Origin of the sequence: Microcystis sp. LEGE 00066 (genome assembly GCF_015207925.1) — a bacterium.
In the GTDB taxonomy this organism is placed as follows: domain Bacteria; phylum Cyanobacteriota; class Cyanobacteriia; order Cyanobacteriales; family Microcystaceae; genus Microcystis; species Microcystis ichthyoblabe_A.
On sequence record NZ_JADEVX010000090.1, the window covers coordinates 1 to 17,745 of the forward strand.

The 17,745-nt window shown below is 44.3% G+C and carries 22 protein-coding genes and 2 pseudogenes; 17 read left to right on the forward strand and 7 right to left on the reverse strand.

All coding sequences use genetic code 11. From position 1 onward, the window contains the following. Window positions 1-155: 155 nt before the first annotated feature. Window positions 156-707: a 2'-5' RNA ligase family protein gene (locus IQ224_RS13535; RefSeq protein ID WP_194033075.1), complete on the reverse strand. Its 552-nt coding sequence runs from the start codon at window positions 705-707 to the stop codon at window positions 156-158. A gap of 160 nt (window positions 708-867) precedes the next feature. Between IQ224_RS13535 and IQ224_RS13540 the strand changes: the two genes are divergently transcribed. From IQ224_RS13540 to rpmE, 11 genes are all read left to right on the forward strand, one after another. Beyond that, window positions 868-1,134, forward strand: a complete 267-nt coding sequence (locus tag IQ224_RS13540; RefSeq protein ID WP_002736524.1) for a YciI family protein — start codon at window positions 868-870, stop codon at window positions 1,132-1,134. A 673-nt stretch (window positions 1,135-1,807) separates the two neighbouring features. Next, a complete protein-coding gene (gene infA, locus IQ224_RS13545; protein WP_002737109.1) occupies window positions 1,808-2,038 on the forward strand; it encodes a translation initiation factor IF-1 in 231 nt (76 codons plus the stop codon). Between the two features lie 127 nt (window positions 2,039-2,165). Further along, window positions 2,166-2,279, forward strand: a complete 114-nt coding sequence (gene rpmJ, locus IQ224_RS13550; RefSeq protein ID WP_012593611.1) for a 50S ribosomal protein L36 — start codon at window positions 2,166-2,168, stop codon at window positions 2,277-2,279. A 93-nt stretch (window positions 2,280-2,372) separates the two neighbouring features. After that, window positions 2,373-2,756 (forward strand): 30S ribosomal protein S13, encoded by a 384-nt coding sequence (gene rpsM / locus IQ224_RS13555; protein ID WP_002735415.1) that lies wholly within the window; start codon window positions 2,373-2,375, stop codon window positions 2,754-2,756. 39 nt (window positions 2,757-2,795) lie between these two features. After that, window positions 2,796-3,188, forward strand: a complete 393-nt coding sequence (gene rpsK / locus IQ224_RS13560) for a 30S ribosomal protein S11 (RefSeq protein WP_002735413.1) — start codon at window positions 2,796-2,798, stop codon at window positions 3,186-3,188. A 193-nt stretch (window positions 3,189-3,381) separates the two neighbouring features. Continuing rightward, window positions 3,382-4,323, forward strand: coding sequence for a DNA-directed RNA polymerase subunit alpha (locus IQ224_RS13565; protein ID WP_002747544.1), 942 nt, complete (start codon window positions 3,382-3,384; stop codon window positions 4,321-4,323). Window positions 4,324-4,344: 21 nt separating this feature from the next. Then, window positions 4,345-4,695, forward strand: coding sequence for a 50S ribosomal protein L17 (gene rplQ, locus IQ224_RS13570; protein WP_002736334.1), 351 nt, complete (start codon window positions 4,345-4,347; stop codon window positions 4,693-4,695). A 2-nt stretch (window positions 4,696-4,697) separates the two neighbouring features. Continuing rightward, on the forward strand, window positions 4,698-5,513 hold the full coding sequence (gene truA, locus IQ224_RS13575) for a tRNA pseudouridine(38-40) synthase TruA (RefSeq protein ID WP_002747547.1): 816 nt from the start codon (window positions 4,698-4,700) through the stop codon (window positions 5,511-5,513). Window positions 5,514-5,553: 40 nt separating this feature from the next. After that, complete coding sequence (gene rplM / locus IQ224_RS13580; protein WP_002735375.1) at window positions 5,554-6,009, forward strand: 50S ribosomal protein L13; 456 nt, start codon at window positions 5,554-5,556, stop codon at window positions 6,007-6,009. A 4-nt stretch (window positions 6,010-6,013) separates the two neighbouring features. Beyond that, window positions 6,014-6,427: a 30S ribosomal protein S9 gene (gene rpsI, locus IQ224_RS13585; RefSeq protein ID WP_002737094.1), complete on the forward strand. Its 414-nt coding sequence runs from the start codon at window positions 6,014-6,016 to the stop codon at window positions 6,425-6,427. Window positions 6,428-6,446: 19 nt separating this feature from the next. After that, entirely contained in the window at window positions 6,447-6,680 is a 234-nt protein-coding gene (gene rpmE / locus IQ224_RS13590; protein WP_002735793.1) for a 50S ribosomal protein L31, read from the forward strand. A 318-nt stretch (window positions 6,681-6,998) separates the two neighbouring features. On the opposite strand, the gene IQ224_RS13595 is transcribed toward rpmE, so the two are convergent. Continuing rightward, complete coding sequence (locus IQ224_RS13595) at window positions 6,999-7,181, reverse strand: hypothetical protein (protein WP_002746279.1); 183 nt, start codon at window positions 7,179-7,181, stop codon at window positions 6,999-7,001. Between the two features lie 272 nt (window positions 7,182-7,453). Between IQ224_RS13595 and IQ224_RS13600 the strand changes: the two genes are divergently transcribed. Continuing rightward, window positions 7,454-8,275, forward strand: a complete 822-nt coding sequence (locus IQ224_RS13600) for a sulfotransferase (RefSeq protein WP_002746282.1) — start codon at window positions 7,454-7,456, stop codon at window positions 8,273-8,275. Between the two features lie 96 nt (window positions 8,276-8,371). On the opposite strand, the gene IQ224_RS13605 is transcribed toward IQ224_RS13600, so the two are convergent. After that, window positions 8,372-8,572, reverse strand: a complete 201-nt coding sequence (locus tag IQ224_RS13605) for a hypothetical protein (protein ID WP_002735656.1) — start codon at window positions 8,570-8,572, stop codon at window positions 8,372-8,374. Between the two features lie 402 nt (window positions 8,573-8,974). Between IQ224_RS13605 and IQ224_RS13610 the strand changes: the two genes are divergently transcribed. Then, window positions 8,975-9,928, forward strand: coding sequence for an ABC transporter ATP-binding protein (locus tag IQ224_RS13610; protein WP_002746284.1), 954 nt, complete (start codon window positions 8,975-8,977; stop codon window positions 9,926-9,928). Window positions 9,929-9,944: 16 nt separating this feature from the next. On the opposite strand, the gene IQ224_RS13615 is transcribed toward IQ224_RS13610, so the two are convergent. Next, a complete protein-coding gene (locus IQ224_RS13615; RefSeq protein ID WP_194033076.1) occupies window positions 9,945-10,700 on the reverse strand; it encodes a tetratricopeptide repeat protein in 756 nt (251 codons plus the stop codon). A gap of 44 nt (window positions 10,701-10,744) precedes the next feature. Here IQ224_RS13615 and nblB point away from each other — a divergent pair, with 44 nt between their 5' ends. Both nblB and IQ224_RS13625 read left to right on the forward strand, forming a co-directional pair. Next, window positions 10,745-11,410 (forward strand): phycobilisome degradation protein NblB, encoded by a 666-nt coding sequence (gene nblB, locus IQ224_RS13620; protein ID WP_194033077.1) that lies wholly within the window; start codon window positions 10,745-10,747, stop codon window positions 11,408-11,410. A gap of 73 nt (window positions 11,411-11,483) precedes the next feature. Then, window positions 11,484-12,575 carry a tetratricopeptide repeat protein gene (locus IQ224_RS13625; RefSeq protein ID WP_194033078.1) on the forward strand — a complete coding sequence of 364 codons (1,092 nt, stop codon included), beginning with the start codon at window positions 11,484-11,486 and terminating at the stop codon, window positions 12,573-12,575. Between the two features lie 104 nt (window positions 12,576-12,679). Here the strand turns inward: IQ224_RS13625 and IQ224_RS13630 are convergent, their stop codons facing one another. Together IQ224_RS13630 and IQ224_RS13635 are read right to left on the reverse strand one after the other, a co-directional pair. After that, entirely contained in the window at window positions 12,680-13,153 is a 474-nt protein-coding gene (locus IQ224_RS13630) for a DUF29 domain-containing protein (RefSeq protein WP_002737830.1), read from the reverse strand. A gap of 100 nt (window positions 13,154-13,253) precedes the next feature. Next, window positions 13,254-14,240 carry an RNA polymerase sigma factor, RpoD/SigA family gene (locus IQ224_RS13635; protein WP_002737778.1) on the reverse strand — a complete coding sequence of 329 codons (987 nt, stop codon included), beginning with the start codon at window positions 14,238-14,240 and terminating at the stop codon, window positions 13,254-13,256. A gap of 687 nt (window positions 14,241-14,927) precedes the next feature. Here IQ224_RS13635 and IQ224_RS13640 point away from each other — a divergent pair. Next, window positions 14,928-16,352 (forward strand): Ni/Fe hydrogenase subunit alpha, encoded by a 1,425-nt coding sequence (locus IQ224_RS13640; protein WP_002737360.1) that lies wholly within the window; start codon window positions 14,928-14,930, stop codon window positions 16,350-16,352. Between the two features lie 300 nt (window positions 16,353-16,652). On the opposite strand, the pseudogene IQ224_RS13645 reads toward IQ224_RS13640, so the two are convergent. Then, window positions 16,653-17,081 (reverse strand): annotated as a pseudogene (locus tag IQ224_RS13645) (transposase family protein); the annotation flags it as partial. Window positions 17,082-17,352: 271 nt separating this feature from the next. Between IQ224_RS13645 and IQ224_RS13650 the strand changes: the two are divergent. Further along, window positions 17,353-17,616: pseudogene (locus tag IQ224_RS13650) on the forward strand (transposase family protein); the annotation flags it as partial. Between the last annotated feature and the right edge of the window lie 129 nt (window positions 17,617-17,745).

Below are 17,745 nucleotides of genomic sequence, written 5' to 3' on the forward strand. Positions count from 1 at the left end.
ACGGGGGGTTTGGGGGGTAGAACCCCCCAAAAGCTTGGATTGAGTGATAAAATCGAAAGTAACGCCCTATTTTAGTAGAGAGTTTCCCCTTAAAATCCCAACTTAGTAGATTTACAAAAATGATATGCAGCCGCAGAAACCTGCAAGGGTCAGGATTATAGAGAAAATTGCCGATAAATTTCCCAGCGCTTACCGTTATGAATTAGGAGGGTAATTTCATCAATTATCACCTCAAAAAATAGCTCTTGATTAGCATATTTTGACCAAGCTTTCCAGAAATTATCTTTAGTTAAATCTCGGAAGCCAACGGTTAAATGGGGCGCAAAAGCTCGGCTTTTTGAGGCATGATCAATGATATTCAGGGAAGATTCTAGCTGCTGTAAAAGCCGTTTTTGCAGGGTTAATAATTCTGGGGTTTTCTGGACATTAATATAAATAACTCGCGGTTTAAAGGCGGCAAAATTCTGGAGAATTAGGGGAATAGGAGCGTGCAAGCGGGCAAATTCCTCTAAACATCTTTCTAAATCGGGTAATTGTTCTAAATTACACCGGAAAGGGGGTTGGAGAGTGACGTGGGGAGGCGATTTCAGGGCAGCGCGACTATTGTAAATTTCTGCAAACTCTAACTTGATTTTTGTGGCAATTTCCTGTACTTCTGGCGGCGGCAAAAGCGCAATAAAAAATAGAGATCCCTGGGGTTGATTCATGGAAGCAAGCAAAGCTACAGAAATAAAGCTGTCACCTCGATTCTAGCAGTCTTCCACAACTCTAGCTAATTGTATATCTCTGTTATATTGCACCCTCGACGGTCAAGATTAATCGGTATAATTATATGATTGTTAATCAGTCCTAGCCTCCTGAGAATTTATGCCCTGGTTTGTCAAGATAGAAAAAGGCATTGTTGATAAAACTACCTTCGATCGCTATGTCAGCGCCCATAAGGACTATGTGCGTGATTTAATTAGCCAAGGACGAGCAGCAAAAACCGGTTATTGGGCAGAAAGGGGCGGCGGAATGTTATTATTTAAGGCCGATTCTCTTGAGGAAGCCCAAGCAATTATAGTTCGCGATCCTTTAATCGAGAATGGTTGTGTGGAATACGAACTCCATGAATGGCGAATTGTCGTAGAGTAATCCAGCTTTCAGGGAACAGTAATCAGTAATCAGTAATCAGTAATCAGTGAAAAGACGGCAATGTTAAGCTGTTGATTATCTAAATATTACTGGTTCTTCGGTTTGTGTTATGCAATGTACGGGGGTTATAAGGGATGGAACCCTTATATAGAAAGACGTTTGGCGATTTTTGTCAATTGTTTTTGATATAGAGCGAACTAATCAATTAAATCTCTTGCCAGATAAGGATTTAGTCGATTTATGCCACCCTATCGAACCATAACAAGTAACGAAGAGCCATATTACTCCCTAATACTGCCTAGTAGTGGGGAGATGGGGGTGGAGACTGGAGTCAGGAGACCACTTCGTGCGCGTTGCGGGGGGAGAGGGAAGATGGGGCGCTTTTTTGCTGTGAACTGAAAACTCACATCTGATCACTGATCACTGATAAGCTATACTGGGGGAACTGTGGTGACAGCACGGTTGCTGCTGCCGAATCGGCTCTCCTACTAGGTTCTGTGTGATAAGTTTAACTTACTATATGATCGATCAATCTTTGTGTCCTTTGTGTCTTTGTGGTTCGTTCCACCCCCCCGCTGGGAGGAATGTATCTTAGAATACATTTTAACCACCAAACCCAAGAGAGATCCGAATCATTAAATAAATTGTCCCCAGTGAAATTGAGGAATTAACTTTGTCCAAACAAGATCTCATCGAAATGGAAGGAACCGTCACCGAATCTTTGCCTAACGCCATGTTTAGGGTGGATTTAGATAACGGTTTCAACGTCTTAGCTCATATATCCGGCAAAATCCGCCGTAATTATATCAAAATCCTCCCCGGCGATCGAGTCAAAGTGGAACTCACACCCTACGACCTAACCAAAGGCAGAATTACCTATCGCCTGAAAAATCAAAAAAAATAGCGATAAATAGGGGCAGAGAAGCCAAAAAGCCTAATAAGCAGCCAAATTTATTTAAAAAAAATAGGTGACACGAGTAAAAGAAATCTGATATAATAATAAGCTTGCAGTGTTGCCAAAATAGTTAGGCATGAAAGTTAGAGCGTCTGTCAAAAAAATGTGCGAAAAGTGCCGCGTCATCCGTCGGCGCGGTCGAGTCATGGTAATTTGTTCTAACCCCAAACACAAGCAGAGACAAGGTTAATCCACCAAAGTCACTGTCTTGGGGCAGAGAATCGTTACCGTTAATTGTAGTCGTTTTTGGAAAAAAAATCGTTCATAGGGAGAAAAAAAAAGCGTGGCAAGGATAGCTGGTGTAGACCTACCTCGCGATAAGCGTGTGGAAATCGCCCTGACCTACCTCTACGGAGTGGGTCTATCGCGTTCCCAAGAAGTCTTATCCGCGACGGGTGTTAACCCTGACACTCGGGTCAAGGATCTCAGCGATGAAGACGTGGCGGCGCTACGGACTTATATCGAGACAAATTATCAAATCGAGGGGGATTTGAGACGCTGGGAGGCGATGAACATCAAACGCCTCGCCGATATCGGCACCTATCGAGGTCGTCGGCATCGGCTAGGATTACCCGTGCGCGGGCAACGGACGCGAACCAATGCGCGGACCCGTCGCGGTCGTCGGGTGACAGTGGCAGGGAAGAAAAAAGCCCCCTCCAAGAAATAATTTTTTATTCATTGCGATATCCCCCAATCAAGAAAAACTATGGCGCGACCAACCAAAAAAACCGGACCAAAAAAACAGAAGAAAAATATTCCTACCGGAGTCGCTCACATTCAATCGACCTTCAACAACACCATTGTCACGATCGCCGATACCAAAGGCGATGTGATCTCTTGGGCATCGGCGGGATCGAGTGGTTTTAAAGGAGCCAAAAAAGGAACCCCCTTCGCCGCCCAAACCGCCGCCGATAACGCCGCCCGCCGAGCGATCGAACAGGGAATGCGTCAACTAGAAGTGATGGTTAGTGGCCCTGGGGCAGGACGGGAAACCGCAATCCGGGCCCTGCAAGGAGCAGGATTAGAAATCACCCTAATCCGGGACGTGACTCCCATCCCCCACAATGGTTGTCGTCCTCCCAAACGCCGGAGAGTGTAAACAGTGAACAGCTTTTTCAGGTGACAGGGATCTTGAGGCCAGCAGCCGTTAGCTTTGAGCGCATCAGCAGCAGAATTGGGTCGTCAAAGACCATCTGCTCAAAAAGCCGAACGCCGAACGCTAAACGCTGAAAGCTAAAGAAAACTGATAACTGATAACTGATAACTGATAACTGAACAAGGGAGGTCAATCGGTGGCGCAATTTCAAATCGAGTGTGTAGAAGCAAAAACTTACAAGAATCAGAGTCAGTACAGTAAATTTGTACTAGAACCTCTAGAAAGAGGCCAGGGTACAACCGTAGGTAATGCCCTAAGACGGATTCTCATTTCCAATCTGGAAGGAGCGGCCGTGACGGCCCTGCGGATCGCGGGAGTCAATCACGAATTTGCCACCGTCGAGGGGGTACGCGAGGACGTGATGGAACTCATGCTCAACATGAAAGAAATCACCCTCAAAAGCTACACCAATCAAACCCAGATCGGGCGTTTAGTGGCAACTGGACCGGCGACGGTAGTGGCGGCACAATTCGATTTACCCTCAGAAGTCGAGATAGTCGATCGCAATCAGTACGTCGCCACCCTAGCCGAAGGGGCCAAGCTAGAGATGGAATTTCGCGTGGAAAAAGGCAAAGGCTACCGGGCAATTGATCGCAGTAAAGAAGAAGCCACTTCGCTCGACTTTCTGCAAATCGACTCTATCTTTATGCCCGTAACCAAAGTCAACTACAGCGTCGAAGATATCCGTTCCGAAAGCGGTCAAGCTAGAGATCGTCTGCTCTTAGAAATTTGGACAAACGGGAGCATTAACCCCAAAGAAGCCCTTTCCCAAGCGGCCGATATGCTGGTTAATCTCTTTAACCCGCTCAAGGATCTCAACGCCCTCGAATCCTCCGGTAACTTTGACGACCAAGAGATCAACCAAGAAAACCAAATTCCGATCGAGGAACTACAATTATCCGTGCGCGCCTACAATTGCCTGAAGCGAGCGCAGATCAACACCGTAGCCGACCTCCTCGATTACAGCCAAGAAGATCTCTTAGAAATCAAAAACTTTGGGCAGAAATCGGCGGAAGAAGTCATTGAAGCCCTACAAAAACGGTTAGGCATCACCCTACCCCAAGAAAAAAGCAAGTAAACCCAATTCCAGGAAAATACCATGAGACATCGGTGTAAAGTGCCTCAATTGGGTCTACCAGCTGACCAAAGAAAGGCACTGCTGCGCAGCTTAGCCACCCAGCTAATTCGCCACGGTCAGATCACCACCACCCTAGCGAAAGCGAAAGCGGTGCGAGCAGAGGTAGACCACATTATCACCCTAGCTAAAGACGGTTCCCTGAGCGCCCGTCGCCAAGCCATGGGCTACATCTACGACAAACAACTGGTTCACGCCCTCTTTGAAGGTGCCCAGACCCGTTATGGCAGTCGTAACGGCGGTTATACCAGGGTGGTGCGTACCCTGCGCCGTCGCGGGGATAATGCCCCCATGGCGATTATCGAACTGATGTAACGATGACAGCTTGCCCCCAGTCGCGGATCGCCCTAGTTATCCAGTATGTGGGAACTAATTTCCACGGCTGGCAACGGCAACCCCATCACAGGAGCGTGCAGGAAGAAATCGAGAAGGCTCTGGCCGATATTCTCGGTCATGCCGTCACTCTGCACGGGGCCGGACGTACCGATAGCGGTGTTCACGCCGCCGCCCAAGTTGCCCATTTCCAGCAGCAGAGTCCGATCCCACCTGCCCATTGGGCCAAGGTTCTCAATGCTCGGCTAGATGACGATATCGTCATTCGGGCTTCAGCCCAAGTTCCCGATCGCTGGCACGCCCGTTTCTCGGCCCTCTGGCGACGTTATCGTTACACCCTCTATACCGACCCCATCCCCAATCTCTTTGTTAGCCCCTTTAGTTGGCACTACTACCATCGTCCCCTCGATGCCGATTTGATGGCCAGGGCCCTGGCTCCCTTATTGGGTAAGCACCATCTGGCCGCCTTTCACCGTGCCAACTCTAGTCGTGACCATTCCTGGGTAGAAGTACAGGGGGTGGAATGCTACCGTCAAGGGCCATTTGTACAGATGGAAATTCAAGCCAATGGCTTTTTGTACGGGATGGTGCGCCTATTGGTGGGAATGTTGGTGGAGGTGGGAACTGGTGAGCGATCGCTAGAAAACTTTACCGACATCTGGGTCAATCAGCGCCGAGAATTGGTCAAATACGCCGCACCAGCTAAAGGACTATGTTTACTGCGGGTGGGTTACGCCGATTTTCCCTTTGCCGATAGCGTCTGGTGCGAGACTCAGCCTCTTTATTATTTCCGAGCATAGAGATTCAAAGTTTATTTTTGTAAAGCAAGGCAAACTGACCATGAACAAAACACCGCTACCAAATTTAGAGACTCTAGAGCAGAAATGGTACGTCATCGATGCGGCCGATCAGCGTCTAGGTCGTCTGGCCACCGAAATCGCCATGATTCTACGGGGCAAAAATAAAGCCACTTTCACCCCCCATCTGGATACGGGGGATTTTGTCATTGTTATTAACGCTGAAAAAGTGACGGTAACGGGCAAAAAACGCCAACAGAAAGTTTATCGCCGCGACTCCGGCAGACCGGGTGGGATGAAGGTAGAAAGCTTCGATAAACTGCAAAAACGCATTCCCGAACGGATTATCGAACACGCTGTTAAGGGAATGCTCCCGAAAAATAGCTTAGGTCGGAAATTGTTCACGAAACTGAAAGTTTATGCCGGTGCGGAACATCCCCATCAGGCACAACAACCGGAAGTTTTAGCGATTAATACGATTCCCGCAGGAGGAAATTAAGTCAATGCAAGCCACGGACAGTAAAAATAAGGTAGTTTATTGGGGAACGGGACGACGCAAATCGGCGGTCGCTTCCGTGCGTCTGGTGCCGGGGACGGGGGCAATTACCGTTAACGGTCGCGATGGGGAAACCCACTTTAACCGCATTCCCACCTATATCCAGACGATCAAGGCTCCTCTGGAGACTTTGGGACTGGAAAACGAGTATGATATCATCGTTAAGGCCGAGGGCGGTGGTTTGACCGGCCAAGCGGACGCGGTGAAATTGGGTGTCGCTAGAGCTTTATGTCAATTGGCCCCGGAAAATCGTCCTCCCCTCAAGAGTGAAGGTTATCTGACTCGGGATCCCCGGGCGAAGGAACGGAAAAAATACGGTCTTCACAAAGCGCGTAAAGCGCCTCAATACTCGAAACGTTAGGTTAATAGAGAGGTTTATTATGCCGAAAAAAATTCATCCTACTTGGTATCCGGAAGCTAAGGTGATCTGTAATGGTGAAGTGGTGATGACGGTGGGTTCGACCAAACCAGAAATTCATGTGGAGGTTTGGTCGGGTAATCATCCTTTTTATACGGGAACCCAGAAGATGATTGATACGGAGGGCCGGGTCGATCGCTTCTTGCGTAAGTACAAAATGGGTGATAAGTCAAGCAAAAAGGCTGATCAGAAATAATTCTTTACTTTTGCCTTTTTGACCCGGTGGGGAGATTTTCCCGCCGGGTTTTTTGCTATCTTGAGGCTAGTAGAGTCATCGATCTTCTGGAACTTTCGGAAATCCCTGACCGAATCCAGATTCTGAAACCCTTGCTTGACAAATGATCGCTAACTTTTTTTCTAATAAAAACTCAAATTTCGGGTTTCTGTTAGTTAGCGATAGCTTGAAGGTTTACCCCATAAGAGAGCTAGAGTTTAGAGACTGTAAGACTTTTGCCAGAGTCCCTCCAAGAGCGATATCTCTCAGATTGCCAGATTTCGTCCCCCGCCCGAACGGTTACAAAGAAGTTGACTTTAAATTAGGAATAAAGGGTGGTGGTGTAACTGAGGGAACGGGAAAAGCAGCGATCACTTTTATATCGCCGTTGCCATCAACTCTGAGCAAGGAATTTCCCCCCGCATCGGTGGCATAAATAACACCATTTTGCACAACGACGGAGTAGGGATTATTATTCAGCAATTCTCATTTTAAGGTTTCATGACATTAAAACCCTTGCACCTAGAGGGGTTAATAATTCTTAACGAATCTCTAGATCGCTGAAACAACGCAAAATCGTTTCAAAATGAGAATTGCTGGTTGATCATAAACCAGACATTGGTTCGCGCTGTAAAAAACCAGAGCTAACAACTTGGCAATCCCATTTTGTATAAACCTCACTTTTATTTGGGTCTTAAATGGGATACATTATAGGGGAATCTGAGCGACAAGTTGACGCAATTCCTGATTAACCTATGACTATAGCCCTCGAGCGCTTGCCCCAATCTTGGCAGGGTTTAGCCCATCGTTTAACTTATAAGTATTTTCAGGCACGCATTGATATACCCAAAGACCCCTATAAAATTCTCTTTCGTCCCCAACCCTATCAGGTTTTATTTATTCTTAGCCATATGCGATCGGGTTCGTCTTTATTGACCCATATCCTCAATTCTAACCCTGAAATTATCGGTTTTGGCGAAACTCATCTGGTTTATGAGAGTGAACAGGATTTTAAAACTTTAATGTTTAGACTCCACTGGCGTTTGAAAGATTTAAACATGAATCATAAATATATTTTAGATAAAGTTCTTCACGATGAGAAGTTTTTAGATCATAGTTTTTTGCAATCTGATGCGGTTAAGACCATATTTTTACTACGAGAACCGAAGCGCACTTTAGCTAGTATTCTAGATATTAAACCCCATCACAATGAGCAGCAAGCCCTGGGTTATTATACTGGTCGTTTAGCCACTTTAGAAAGTTATGCTCGCTTAATTAACAGTCAAGAAAAGAGTTTACTTATCACCCACGATCAACTATTAAACCAAAGTCAATTGGTCTTTAATAGTTTACAGAGTCATCTCGATACTAAAACGGGATTTTCTGAAGAATATCGAGTTTTAAACACTACTGGCATTCGTGGGCTAGGCGATTCTTCCGAGAATATCAGAGCGGGTAAAATTATTAAACAAGCCAGAAAATTAGATATACAAATTTCCGACGATGTTTTAACCCAAGCCCAAAAAGCCTACGATCAATGCTACAAAACCCTTAGCCATTATTGTCATTGTATCTAAGCTGAATTGGGGATGAGCAATAGCCTTGATTCTCTCCTCGGAGTCCCAAGAAAACCCCGCTAATTCAACTCTAGGTTGATCCTTTAGTAGGTTCGATTAGCCTTCAATATTAGCAATTGTAAAGCCCATCTGACACTCGTAGAGATTGGGCTGTTGGCTGCCCCCTTTGCCTAGGGAATGACCACAGCCTAGTTTACCCTCTCGCCACCGGGGCTGCCCCTGCTGGTTGGCTAAAAGACAGCCCTGACACACAGAACCCGTATCGAGAATGTGTTCGTCGGTTAAAATCACTAACATGACGTTCACCCCTATTAATCTCCGATCATTCTTGTCTCCATTGTAGGAGGTTTTTTCTGAGATGTAGTGCCGCGCTATACATTCCGCTACTTTTTGGCTTTTTTTCGCCTGGACTCTTCTTATACAAGGTATTTACCGATCAATTGTGAATACTCAGAAGATAAGGCGGCTCTTCTAGGTTCTGTGTGAGGATGTTATAATATCAATACAGAATAGGAGGTGGGTTATGTGGATAAATTTTGATCAACTCCTCGATTTACCAAATGTAACAGTGGTCAATTATCAAAAAATTGAGAAGATATTAAGACTTAAACAATTTAACAACAACCAGAGGAAGTCATAGGAGATAAACCCTGTATTCTTGGTTAGCGAGTCACCCTCAGAACCTAACTTAAAAACTTTATGAACGCACCCGAATTAGCCATTGCTACCGTTGGTTTAACCAAACAATTTGACCGCCATGGGGCTGTTAATCAAGTGGATTTACAGATTGAAGCGGGGGAAGTTTACGGGTTAATCGGTCCAAATGGAGCGGGAAAAACCACTTTAATTAGGATGTTAGCGGCAGCGGAAGAACCGACAACCGGAGAAATATATCTGCACGGAGAACGTCTTTTAAGAGATGAGAGTAATCCCCGTCTCAAAAGAAATTTAGGTTATCTACCCGATAATTTTCCCCTCTACGATGACCTAAATGTCTGGAATTATCTTGATTATTTTGCCCGTCTTTATCATATCCCTCGCTCCCAACGTCATCGCCGCATTTATGAGGTTCTAGAACTGGTACAATTAACCAATAAAAGTCATAATTTGATCGCTACTTTATCCTGGGGGATGAAACAACGTTTAAGTTTAGCCCGAACGATTATCCATGAACCTTTAATTTTACTTCTCGATGAACCGGTTTCTGGATTAGACCCGATCGCTCGCCTACAATTTCGTGAGATTATTAAAGTCTTACAATCGGCAGGTATGACTATTTTAATTTCCTCCCATGTCCTTAGTGATTTAGCGGAACTTTGTACTTCTGTGGGTATAATGGAATTAGGTTATCTAGTGGAAAGTACCTCTTTAGAGGAATTAAATCAACGTCTAGCTGGTCAATACTTGCAGATTACGACTCTGGGCAATTTAGAAGCCTTAGAAAACGCTCTTAAACAATGTGTTTTTGTGGAAAGTTGGCAAAGAATTATTAATACTAATACTCTCCGGGTTAAATTTACGGGAACCCTAGAAGATAGTGCTGAATTGTTGAAATTTTTAGTGGTTTCTGGTCTGAACTTAAGCGAGTTTTATACTTGCCGCGAAGATTTAGAAACTATTTTCCTAAAACTGGGACATCGACAGGCATCTTAAGGGGAAATAATAATTTTTAAATCTCGGATAGTAACTTTTCGACTAATTTAATTTGCTCCTGACTAAAACCCGCTTCCTTCAGGTGTGCCAGAAACCATTTTTCTCGATAACGACCGTCTAAATCCCTAGCCTTTTTATAGGTATCCTGCGCTTTTTTACTATCACCTTGATCTAAATAAATCATTGCCAAAGCCACAAGAGGATGGGGATTATTTGGCTCTAATTTAACTGCTTTTTTAGCGTTAGTAATAGCTGAATCAAAATCTTTTAGGCGATGATAGGCGAGGGATAAATTATAGTAGGCGATTTCATTATCGGGTTTTAAACTAGCGGCTTTAGTATGAGTGACTACGGCTTTTTCAAGATGACCACCGACAAGATAAACAATACCCAAAGCATTATAAGCAGCCACATGATCGGGAGCAATTTTAATCGTTTCTTCGAGGGTTGTTTGTGCCGCTAAAGGTTGTTTAGCTAGGTGTTGTGTCCAGCCTAAAATTACTCTCCCGTCTAGATGATTGGGGTTTAACTGTACCGATTTTTTTAAAGCCTCAATACTTTTGATAAAATCTCCCTGTTGACGATACTGTAATCCCAATTGACGATAACGATTAGCAGCCTTAATGTCTGATGGGGGAATAATCGGACTGGGAGAAGGAGAAATGATTATCTTAGCCGTCGGTTCTTTTTTAGGGGGAGAGGGAGGACTACAGCCCCAAAAAACCGGGGAACTAAACATGATCAAGATAGTCAGTATTCGATAACTATTCATGGGACAATTAATACCAGTCCAATTGTTAAGGGTGTCATCAAATTATGAATTATTCCCCCGAATCCGTGCAACGGCTGCTCGATTCCAATGATTATGGCGATCGCTTATCGGGAGTTAATCAACTGCGTTATTTAGCCCCAGAAATCGCATTCGAGATGTTACAGCCTTTAATTAACGATAGTAACGCTAGGGTGCGTTATTCGGCGGTAAGTCAGCTAGATATCCTCGGTCGTCAGAATCTCGATCTGGCCTTAACTATTCTACGCGATCGCTTGTTAAATGATCCCGAAGCAGACGTGAAAGCGGCTGCGGCCGATGCGATCGGGGGGTTAAAATTAACGGCAGCCTACGATGATCTGGTGGCCGTCTATGAACAATCCAGCGAGTGGTTAATTCAATTTAGCATTGTGGCCGCTTTGGGCGAATTGGGGGAACCCCGGGGCTTTGAACTGCTCGAAATCGCCCTAAACTCCGATAATGAACTGGTAAAAACGGCCGCCGTTAGCGCTTTTGGGGAACTAGGCGATCCTCGCGCCGTCTCTTTACTCGTTCCCTTGGCTAATGATGATGACTGGCAACTGCGCTATCGTCTTGCTCAAGCTTTAGGCCGCTTAGGGGGGGAAGATGCGATCGCTGTTTTGACCCAGTTAACCAGCGATAAAAGCGCCCAAGTTGCCCAAGAGGCCCGCAATAATCTCGTTCAAGGGTGATGCAGAATAGTTGATTTTTGTCAATACCATTTACAATAAATTTTAATTAAGAATCGTTAACAAAGGTAAAGCGATGGAACAATTTACCCGTTTAATCTTGCTCGTCAGTCTCCTTGCGGGGGGCTGTTTCTCTGCCTCAATTGCGATCGCTGATAGTCCAGCCGGGGCAATCGTGAGCAAGGATTCACAGGTTAACGAACTACTGCGTCAAGCGCGGCAATTGGTCAAAAATGGCAATTATGGGGAAGCTATAGTCGTTTACGAGCAGGCCGCCGCCCTTGATAGCAATAATGCCAAAATTTTCTCCGGGATCGGCTTTTTACAAACGCGGCAAGGGGATTATAACGCCGCCGCCCAAGCATACCAAAAAGCTTTAAGCCTCGATCCGAGCAATCCCGACTTTTTCCATGCTCTCGGTTATAGTTTGGCTAATATCGGCGATTATGACAATGCAGCCACCGCTTACTACTACGCTATCCAAATAGAACCGAAAAACGTCCAACACTACCTCGGTTTAGGGGTGGTGTTATTGCGACAAAAAAACTATGCAAAAGCGGGCGAAGTTTACCAATGGGTTTTAGCTCTCGACCCCAATAATCAGCAAGCCCACGAAATCATGGGTAAAGCTTTGATAGAACAGAATAAAAGCAGCGAAGCCTTCGATTTTCTCCAAAAATCCCTGCAAAGATTCCCTAACAATAGTGAATTAAGATTGCAGCTGGCCAGCCTTTTGCTCAAACAGGGCGATTTAAATGGTGGAACCCAAATTTTAAAAGAAATAGAACGACAAAATGCAGGAAATTTTTTAATTCAGCTAAAAATAGGGATTTTACTCGAAAAACAAGAGCGTTTTGACGAGGCTCTCCCCTTTTATCGTCGGGCTGTTTTCCTAGAACCCCAATCGTTGGAAGCACAAGCGGGAATCGGTCGCATCCATCTGGCCAGAAAAGATTATCTTGCAGCAATTATCGCCTATCAAGATTTGGCCGAAATCGCCCCCAATAACGCTGATGTCTATCTTAATCTCGGTCGGTCCTACGCGGGCCGGGGACGAAAAAGAGAGGCGGAGGAAGCTTTTAAGCAAGCGCGAGCGGTTTATGTGCTGAAAAATAATCAATCTGGCCTGGAGGAAGTGGATGCCCTGCTGAAGAAATTGCTTGAATAAAACCAGATCAGTTATCAGTTATCAGTTACCAGTTATCAGATTTGAGTTTTCAGTTCACTGATGACTGTTTAGCGATTTAAGGAGTGATTTAGACAGTCAATAGTTTATTCCCAATCGATCGGCAGCCATTGATGATCTAAAACCTGTTCGAGATTAAAAATTATCTGACTGGGTAAACCGCCGGGGGATAAACCCATTTTTTTCCGGACGGCCTCTAAAGCTGTATGGTAGGATGGCTCAAAAATCTCCCGAAGATAGGGCTTTAAACTAGGGCTATCCTCCAGTAAATCTTGAATTTCTGCCCGAAAATTATTGATTTCTCCATTCCAATGATTACCATTCCGGTCTCTTTCCGATTGCCAGTAAGTTAATTTGAGTAAATGTTCTAGGAGACGAGTTAAAAGACTTTTGAGCGCGTGTCTTTCACTTCTCCCCATCGATTCAATCTCCTCAATTAAATTGTCTAAATCCACCTCGGCAAACTGGCCTTTTTTTAATTGTTCTGCCGTGGTTTTTAGCCAGAGATAAAAATCTTCTTCGTATAGTGTTGGGGTCGCTGTTTCTGTTGATCTAGTCATGACGGAACTGCCACAGGTGAAAACTAATCGGGATTCTATATTAATTAAACCCAAAAAAAAGAGAGCTTGAACTCTCCTTCTTGGTTATTTGCTAATCTTACTAACTAGCGACAATATATTCCTTGACGTTGGCCCGGCGACGGCGCAAATGAGCTAGGGCCTGGTGTTCTAATTGTCGCACCCGTTCCCGACTGATGTTCATTCTCTGACCGATTTTGGCTAGGGATAACTCCTTGCCATCGGTTAAACCGAAACGGAGAGTAATCACTTCCCGTTGTTGGGGGGTTAATTCGGCCAGGAGATTGGCTAAGTCTTGCCGTAATAACTCTTGGGTGATGAAGGTATCGGGAGAAACTCCGCTATCTTCCAATAATTCCGACAATTCCGTATCTTGGTTATCGCCGACGCGCACATCAAGGGAGATAGGTTGACGAGCCATACTGAGATATTCGCGGATTTGAGCGGGTTCTAGCTCTAATTCCAGGGCAATCTCGGCAGGGGTGGCACTTCTTCCCAGTTTTTGGGCGAGTTCGCGCTGGGTTCTTTTGATTTTATTCAGTTTTTCGGTGATATGGATGGGTAAACGAATGGTGCGGGCCTGTTGAGCGATCGCACGGGTAATCGCTTGTCGAATCCACCAGTAAGCATAGGTAGAAAATTTATAACCTTTGGTGGGATCAAATTTCTCTACACCTCTTTCTAATCCCAGACTACCCTCTTGAATTAGATCGAGGAATTCCATGTTCCGCTTTTGATATTTCTTTGCGATCGCAACTACCAAGCGGAGGTTAGCTTCAATCATTTTCCGTTTAGCTCGATCGCCAGTTTTCAAGGCGCGATCCAGTTCATTTTCGCTTAAATTCACCGAATCCGCCCACTCCAAGCGCTGTGGTTCCCGTCCTAATTGTTTCGATAGTGCTTCTTTTGCTTCTAACAGGCTCATCATCCGTTGGACTTGTTTGCCGTAAATAATTTCTTGTTCGTGAGTTAGGAGGGGAACCCGCCCAATTTCGTGCAGATAGGTACGCACCATATCGGCATTGAGGGTGGGCTGTGGTTGAGTTTGGTTGGTTTTTGCTGTGGGCATTGGTTTGGTGGTGACTCCTTGACACAGAAAAAGTCTGTTACTATTCCGACTCGCGGGTGAGTCTGGCTTATCTGAAGTCGGTATGAGTTCGATTCGGAATTCCTTTGATTGTATCCTGTGCTTTTAGACGCAGACAATCCCCTAAAGGTTCAAAGCTAATTCATTCTTTGGTATGATGTTAGGTTTATCCTTTTTCCCCCAACATTTAGAACAAAAGTATTACAGCCTAGAACTATCAACTACAATCGCTTGTTTTTGGGTCGCTTTTTCCCGAATCCTCGGCAGTGCCGCTGATACTGTTAGGTAAGATTACAAGACAAAAAGGTGATTTTCCCGATTAGTCATAAACAATTTGGCTGACTTCCGACCCTTTCGCCCTCAGCTTTGAGAGGAAGACTGACAGCCGAGAACCGACTTCTATATATATAATGACCGATCAACACCAGCAAAGTGAGATGTAATCATTGCGGATTTCCGAACTATTTTCTGTAGTATTTGTTACAAAATGCCAAATTAGCCGCGATTGAGAATCGGGAAAAATTGTTATAAAAATTAGGATTGCTAGGAGGGTAATAACTATCATAGAAACAGCAGGGCGGAGATCGGGATAAATTATCGTTTAAACCAAGCTCGATCGCAGTCTCCACAATGCCGTTCTGTGGAACTCCTGAACAATGAGGACTTACTATGACTAAAACCGTCGTTATCGATCCCGTCACCCGGATCGAAGGCCATGCCAAGATCTCGATTTTCCTTGACGATGGGGGGGAAGTGGATGACGTGCGTTTTCATGTGGTCGAGTATCGTGGTTTCGAGAAATTCTGCGAGGGACGGCCGATGTGGGAGATGGCGGGAATTACTGCCCGAATTTGCGGCATTTGCCCCGTTAGTCACCTACTTTGTGCCGCCAAAACCGGCGATAAAATTCTAGCGGTGCAAATCCCCCCTGCGGGGGAAAAACTGCGGCGCTTGATGAATTTGGGACAATTAACCCAATCCCATGCTTTAAGCTTTTTTCATCTTAGCAGTCCCGATTTTCTGCTTGGTTGGGAAAGTGATCCCGCTAAACGGAATGTTTTCGGTTTAATTGCCGCCGATCCCGACCTAGCGCGAGCAGGCATCCGTTTACGTCAATTTGGACAGAAAGTTATTGAACTTTTGGGAGCCAAAAAAATTCACCCCGCTTGGTCTGTACCGGGGGGTGTGCGTTCCCCTCTAAGCGAAGAAGGGCGACAATGGATTAAAGAACGACTGCCGGAGTCTAAGGCGACTCTTTACACGGCTTTAAACCTATTTAAAGGACTTCTGGACAATTTAACCACAGAAATCGCCGCTTTTGGTAATTTCCCTTCTCTATTTATGGGATTGGTTGGTAAACGGGACGAGTGGGAACACTACGGTGGTCATATTCGTTTTACCGATAGTCAAGGCAATATCGTAGCCGATAACCTGAGCGAAGACAATTATCGCGATTATATCGGCGAATCAGTGGAAAAATGGTCTTATTTGAAGTTTCCCTACTATAAACCCCTCGGTTATCCCAATGGTATCTATCGAGTTGGTCCCTTGGCCCGCTTAAATGTTTGTTCCCATTTTGGCACGGAGGGAGCGGATATCGAGTTACGCGAATATCGCCATCGGGTCGGTGGTGTAGCAACCTCTTCTTTTTATTATCATTATGCTCGTTTAGTCGAGATTTTGGCTTGTTTAGAACAGATTGAACGTTTAATCGATGATCCCGATATAGTTTCTCAACGCTGCCGGGCCGAAGCAGGAATTAATAATCTGCAAGGGGTGGGAGTTAGTGAAGCACCCAGGGGTACTTTATTCCATGATTATAAAGTGGATGAAAATGGTTTGATTGAAACGGTGAATTTAATTATTGCCACGGGTAATAATAATTTGGCCATGAATCAAACGGTGAAACAAATCGCCCAACATTATATCCATGGTGGTGAAATTCCCGAAGCGATGTTAAACAGGGTGGAAGCGGGTATTCGTTGCTATGATCCCTGTTTAAGTTGTTCCACTCACGCTATGGGACAAATGCCGCTACAGCTAGAGTTAGTTAATGCAGCTGGTGAGGTGATTAATACTCGACAAAGGGGTTAATTATCTAAGTTGTTAGGGTGTTGGGAAATAGGGCAAATTCCTCCTAACACCCGGGGCTATTTCATTTTAGATGATAAGATATTGGGGGAAAATAAAACGGTTCTTCGGTTTGTCTTATGCAACGTACAGGGTTATAAGGAATGAAACTATTATAGAGAAAAACATTTGGCGATTTTTGTCAATTGTTTTCAATCTAGAGCGAACTAAATCAATTAAATCTCTCGCCAGATAAGGATTTAGTGGATTTATGCCGCACTATCGAACCATACTAGGTAACGAAGAACCTTTTATTTATCTGAAAAAAAAATTTTTCTGTTTCTTTTTGGGGCGTTCAATGGGAGTTTCCGTTACATCCACTACCGTTACGACCGGTATCTCTGCTTGATTTAGTAGAGCTTTTTTTCCTTTTAAACGGAAGTTTCCCGATTGTGAAAGCATTTTTTCCGTCTTATTTACAGCCTATAGTTAATTCTGATATTTGACCGCTTGTACGAATGTGAAAATATGTTCTACATTCTCGCCAATATTCTAACGTTACTAAAACTTGTTCTTCTATAGATAGTTTAGGTTTCGGTCCGCTTTTAGATACTGAATTAGAGTCGGCTTCAACACTTTTTACTGATTCTACCATCCTACCATCTTTCTATAGGTTTGTTTATACACACCGAAACGGCGTTTGAACTGTTCATCTGATAAGTTTTGATAATCCATATTTTTGCTAATAAACATAGCAAAAGTATGGATGATTTCCTGACCTAAGATCACATTTTATTCTTTTTTCCACTTCCATCTAAAAATCGAGAAAAAAGAAAGATGTTCCATTATACCATAAAAAAATTATGCAAGAGGTCTAATTAAATTAAAAATGGATTTTATGTTCGATCCCCCCTTAGTTTCCCCTTGATAAGGGTAGGGCTGATTCATTCTCCCATCAGAATATCAAAAGTAAAAGCGATCACTATCAGGTAAAATGAGAAGTGACCGCCAACCTTTAAAATATATGTTGAGCTTAATAGAAAAACTGAAACAAGTCAAGGACTTTCGGAAAGATAAAGGAAAAAGACACCCTTTATGGATAGTATTAGTAGTAATAATACTGGGAACAATGCTAGGATACTCAGGTTATAGAGAGCTAGGAGAGTTTGCTAAAAATAATCGGCACAGGCTGAGTAAAGAATTTAACATAATTCCAGAAAGAGTCCCATCCTATTCAACAATTAGAAGGGTAATGATGGGAGTTGACTGGCAGAGTTTGTTAAAAATGTTGGCTCTTCGTTACTTGTTATGGTTCGATAGGGGGGCATAAATCAACAAAATCTTTATCTGGTAAGGGATTTAATTGATTAGTTCGCTTTAGATAAAAAACAATTGACAAAAATCGCCCAATGTCTTT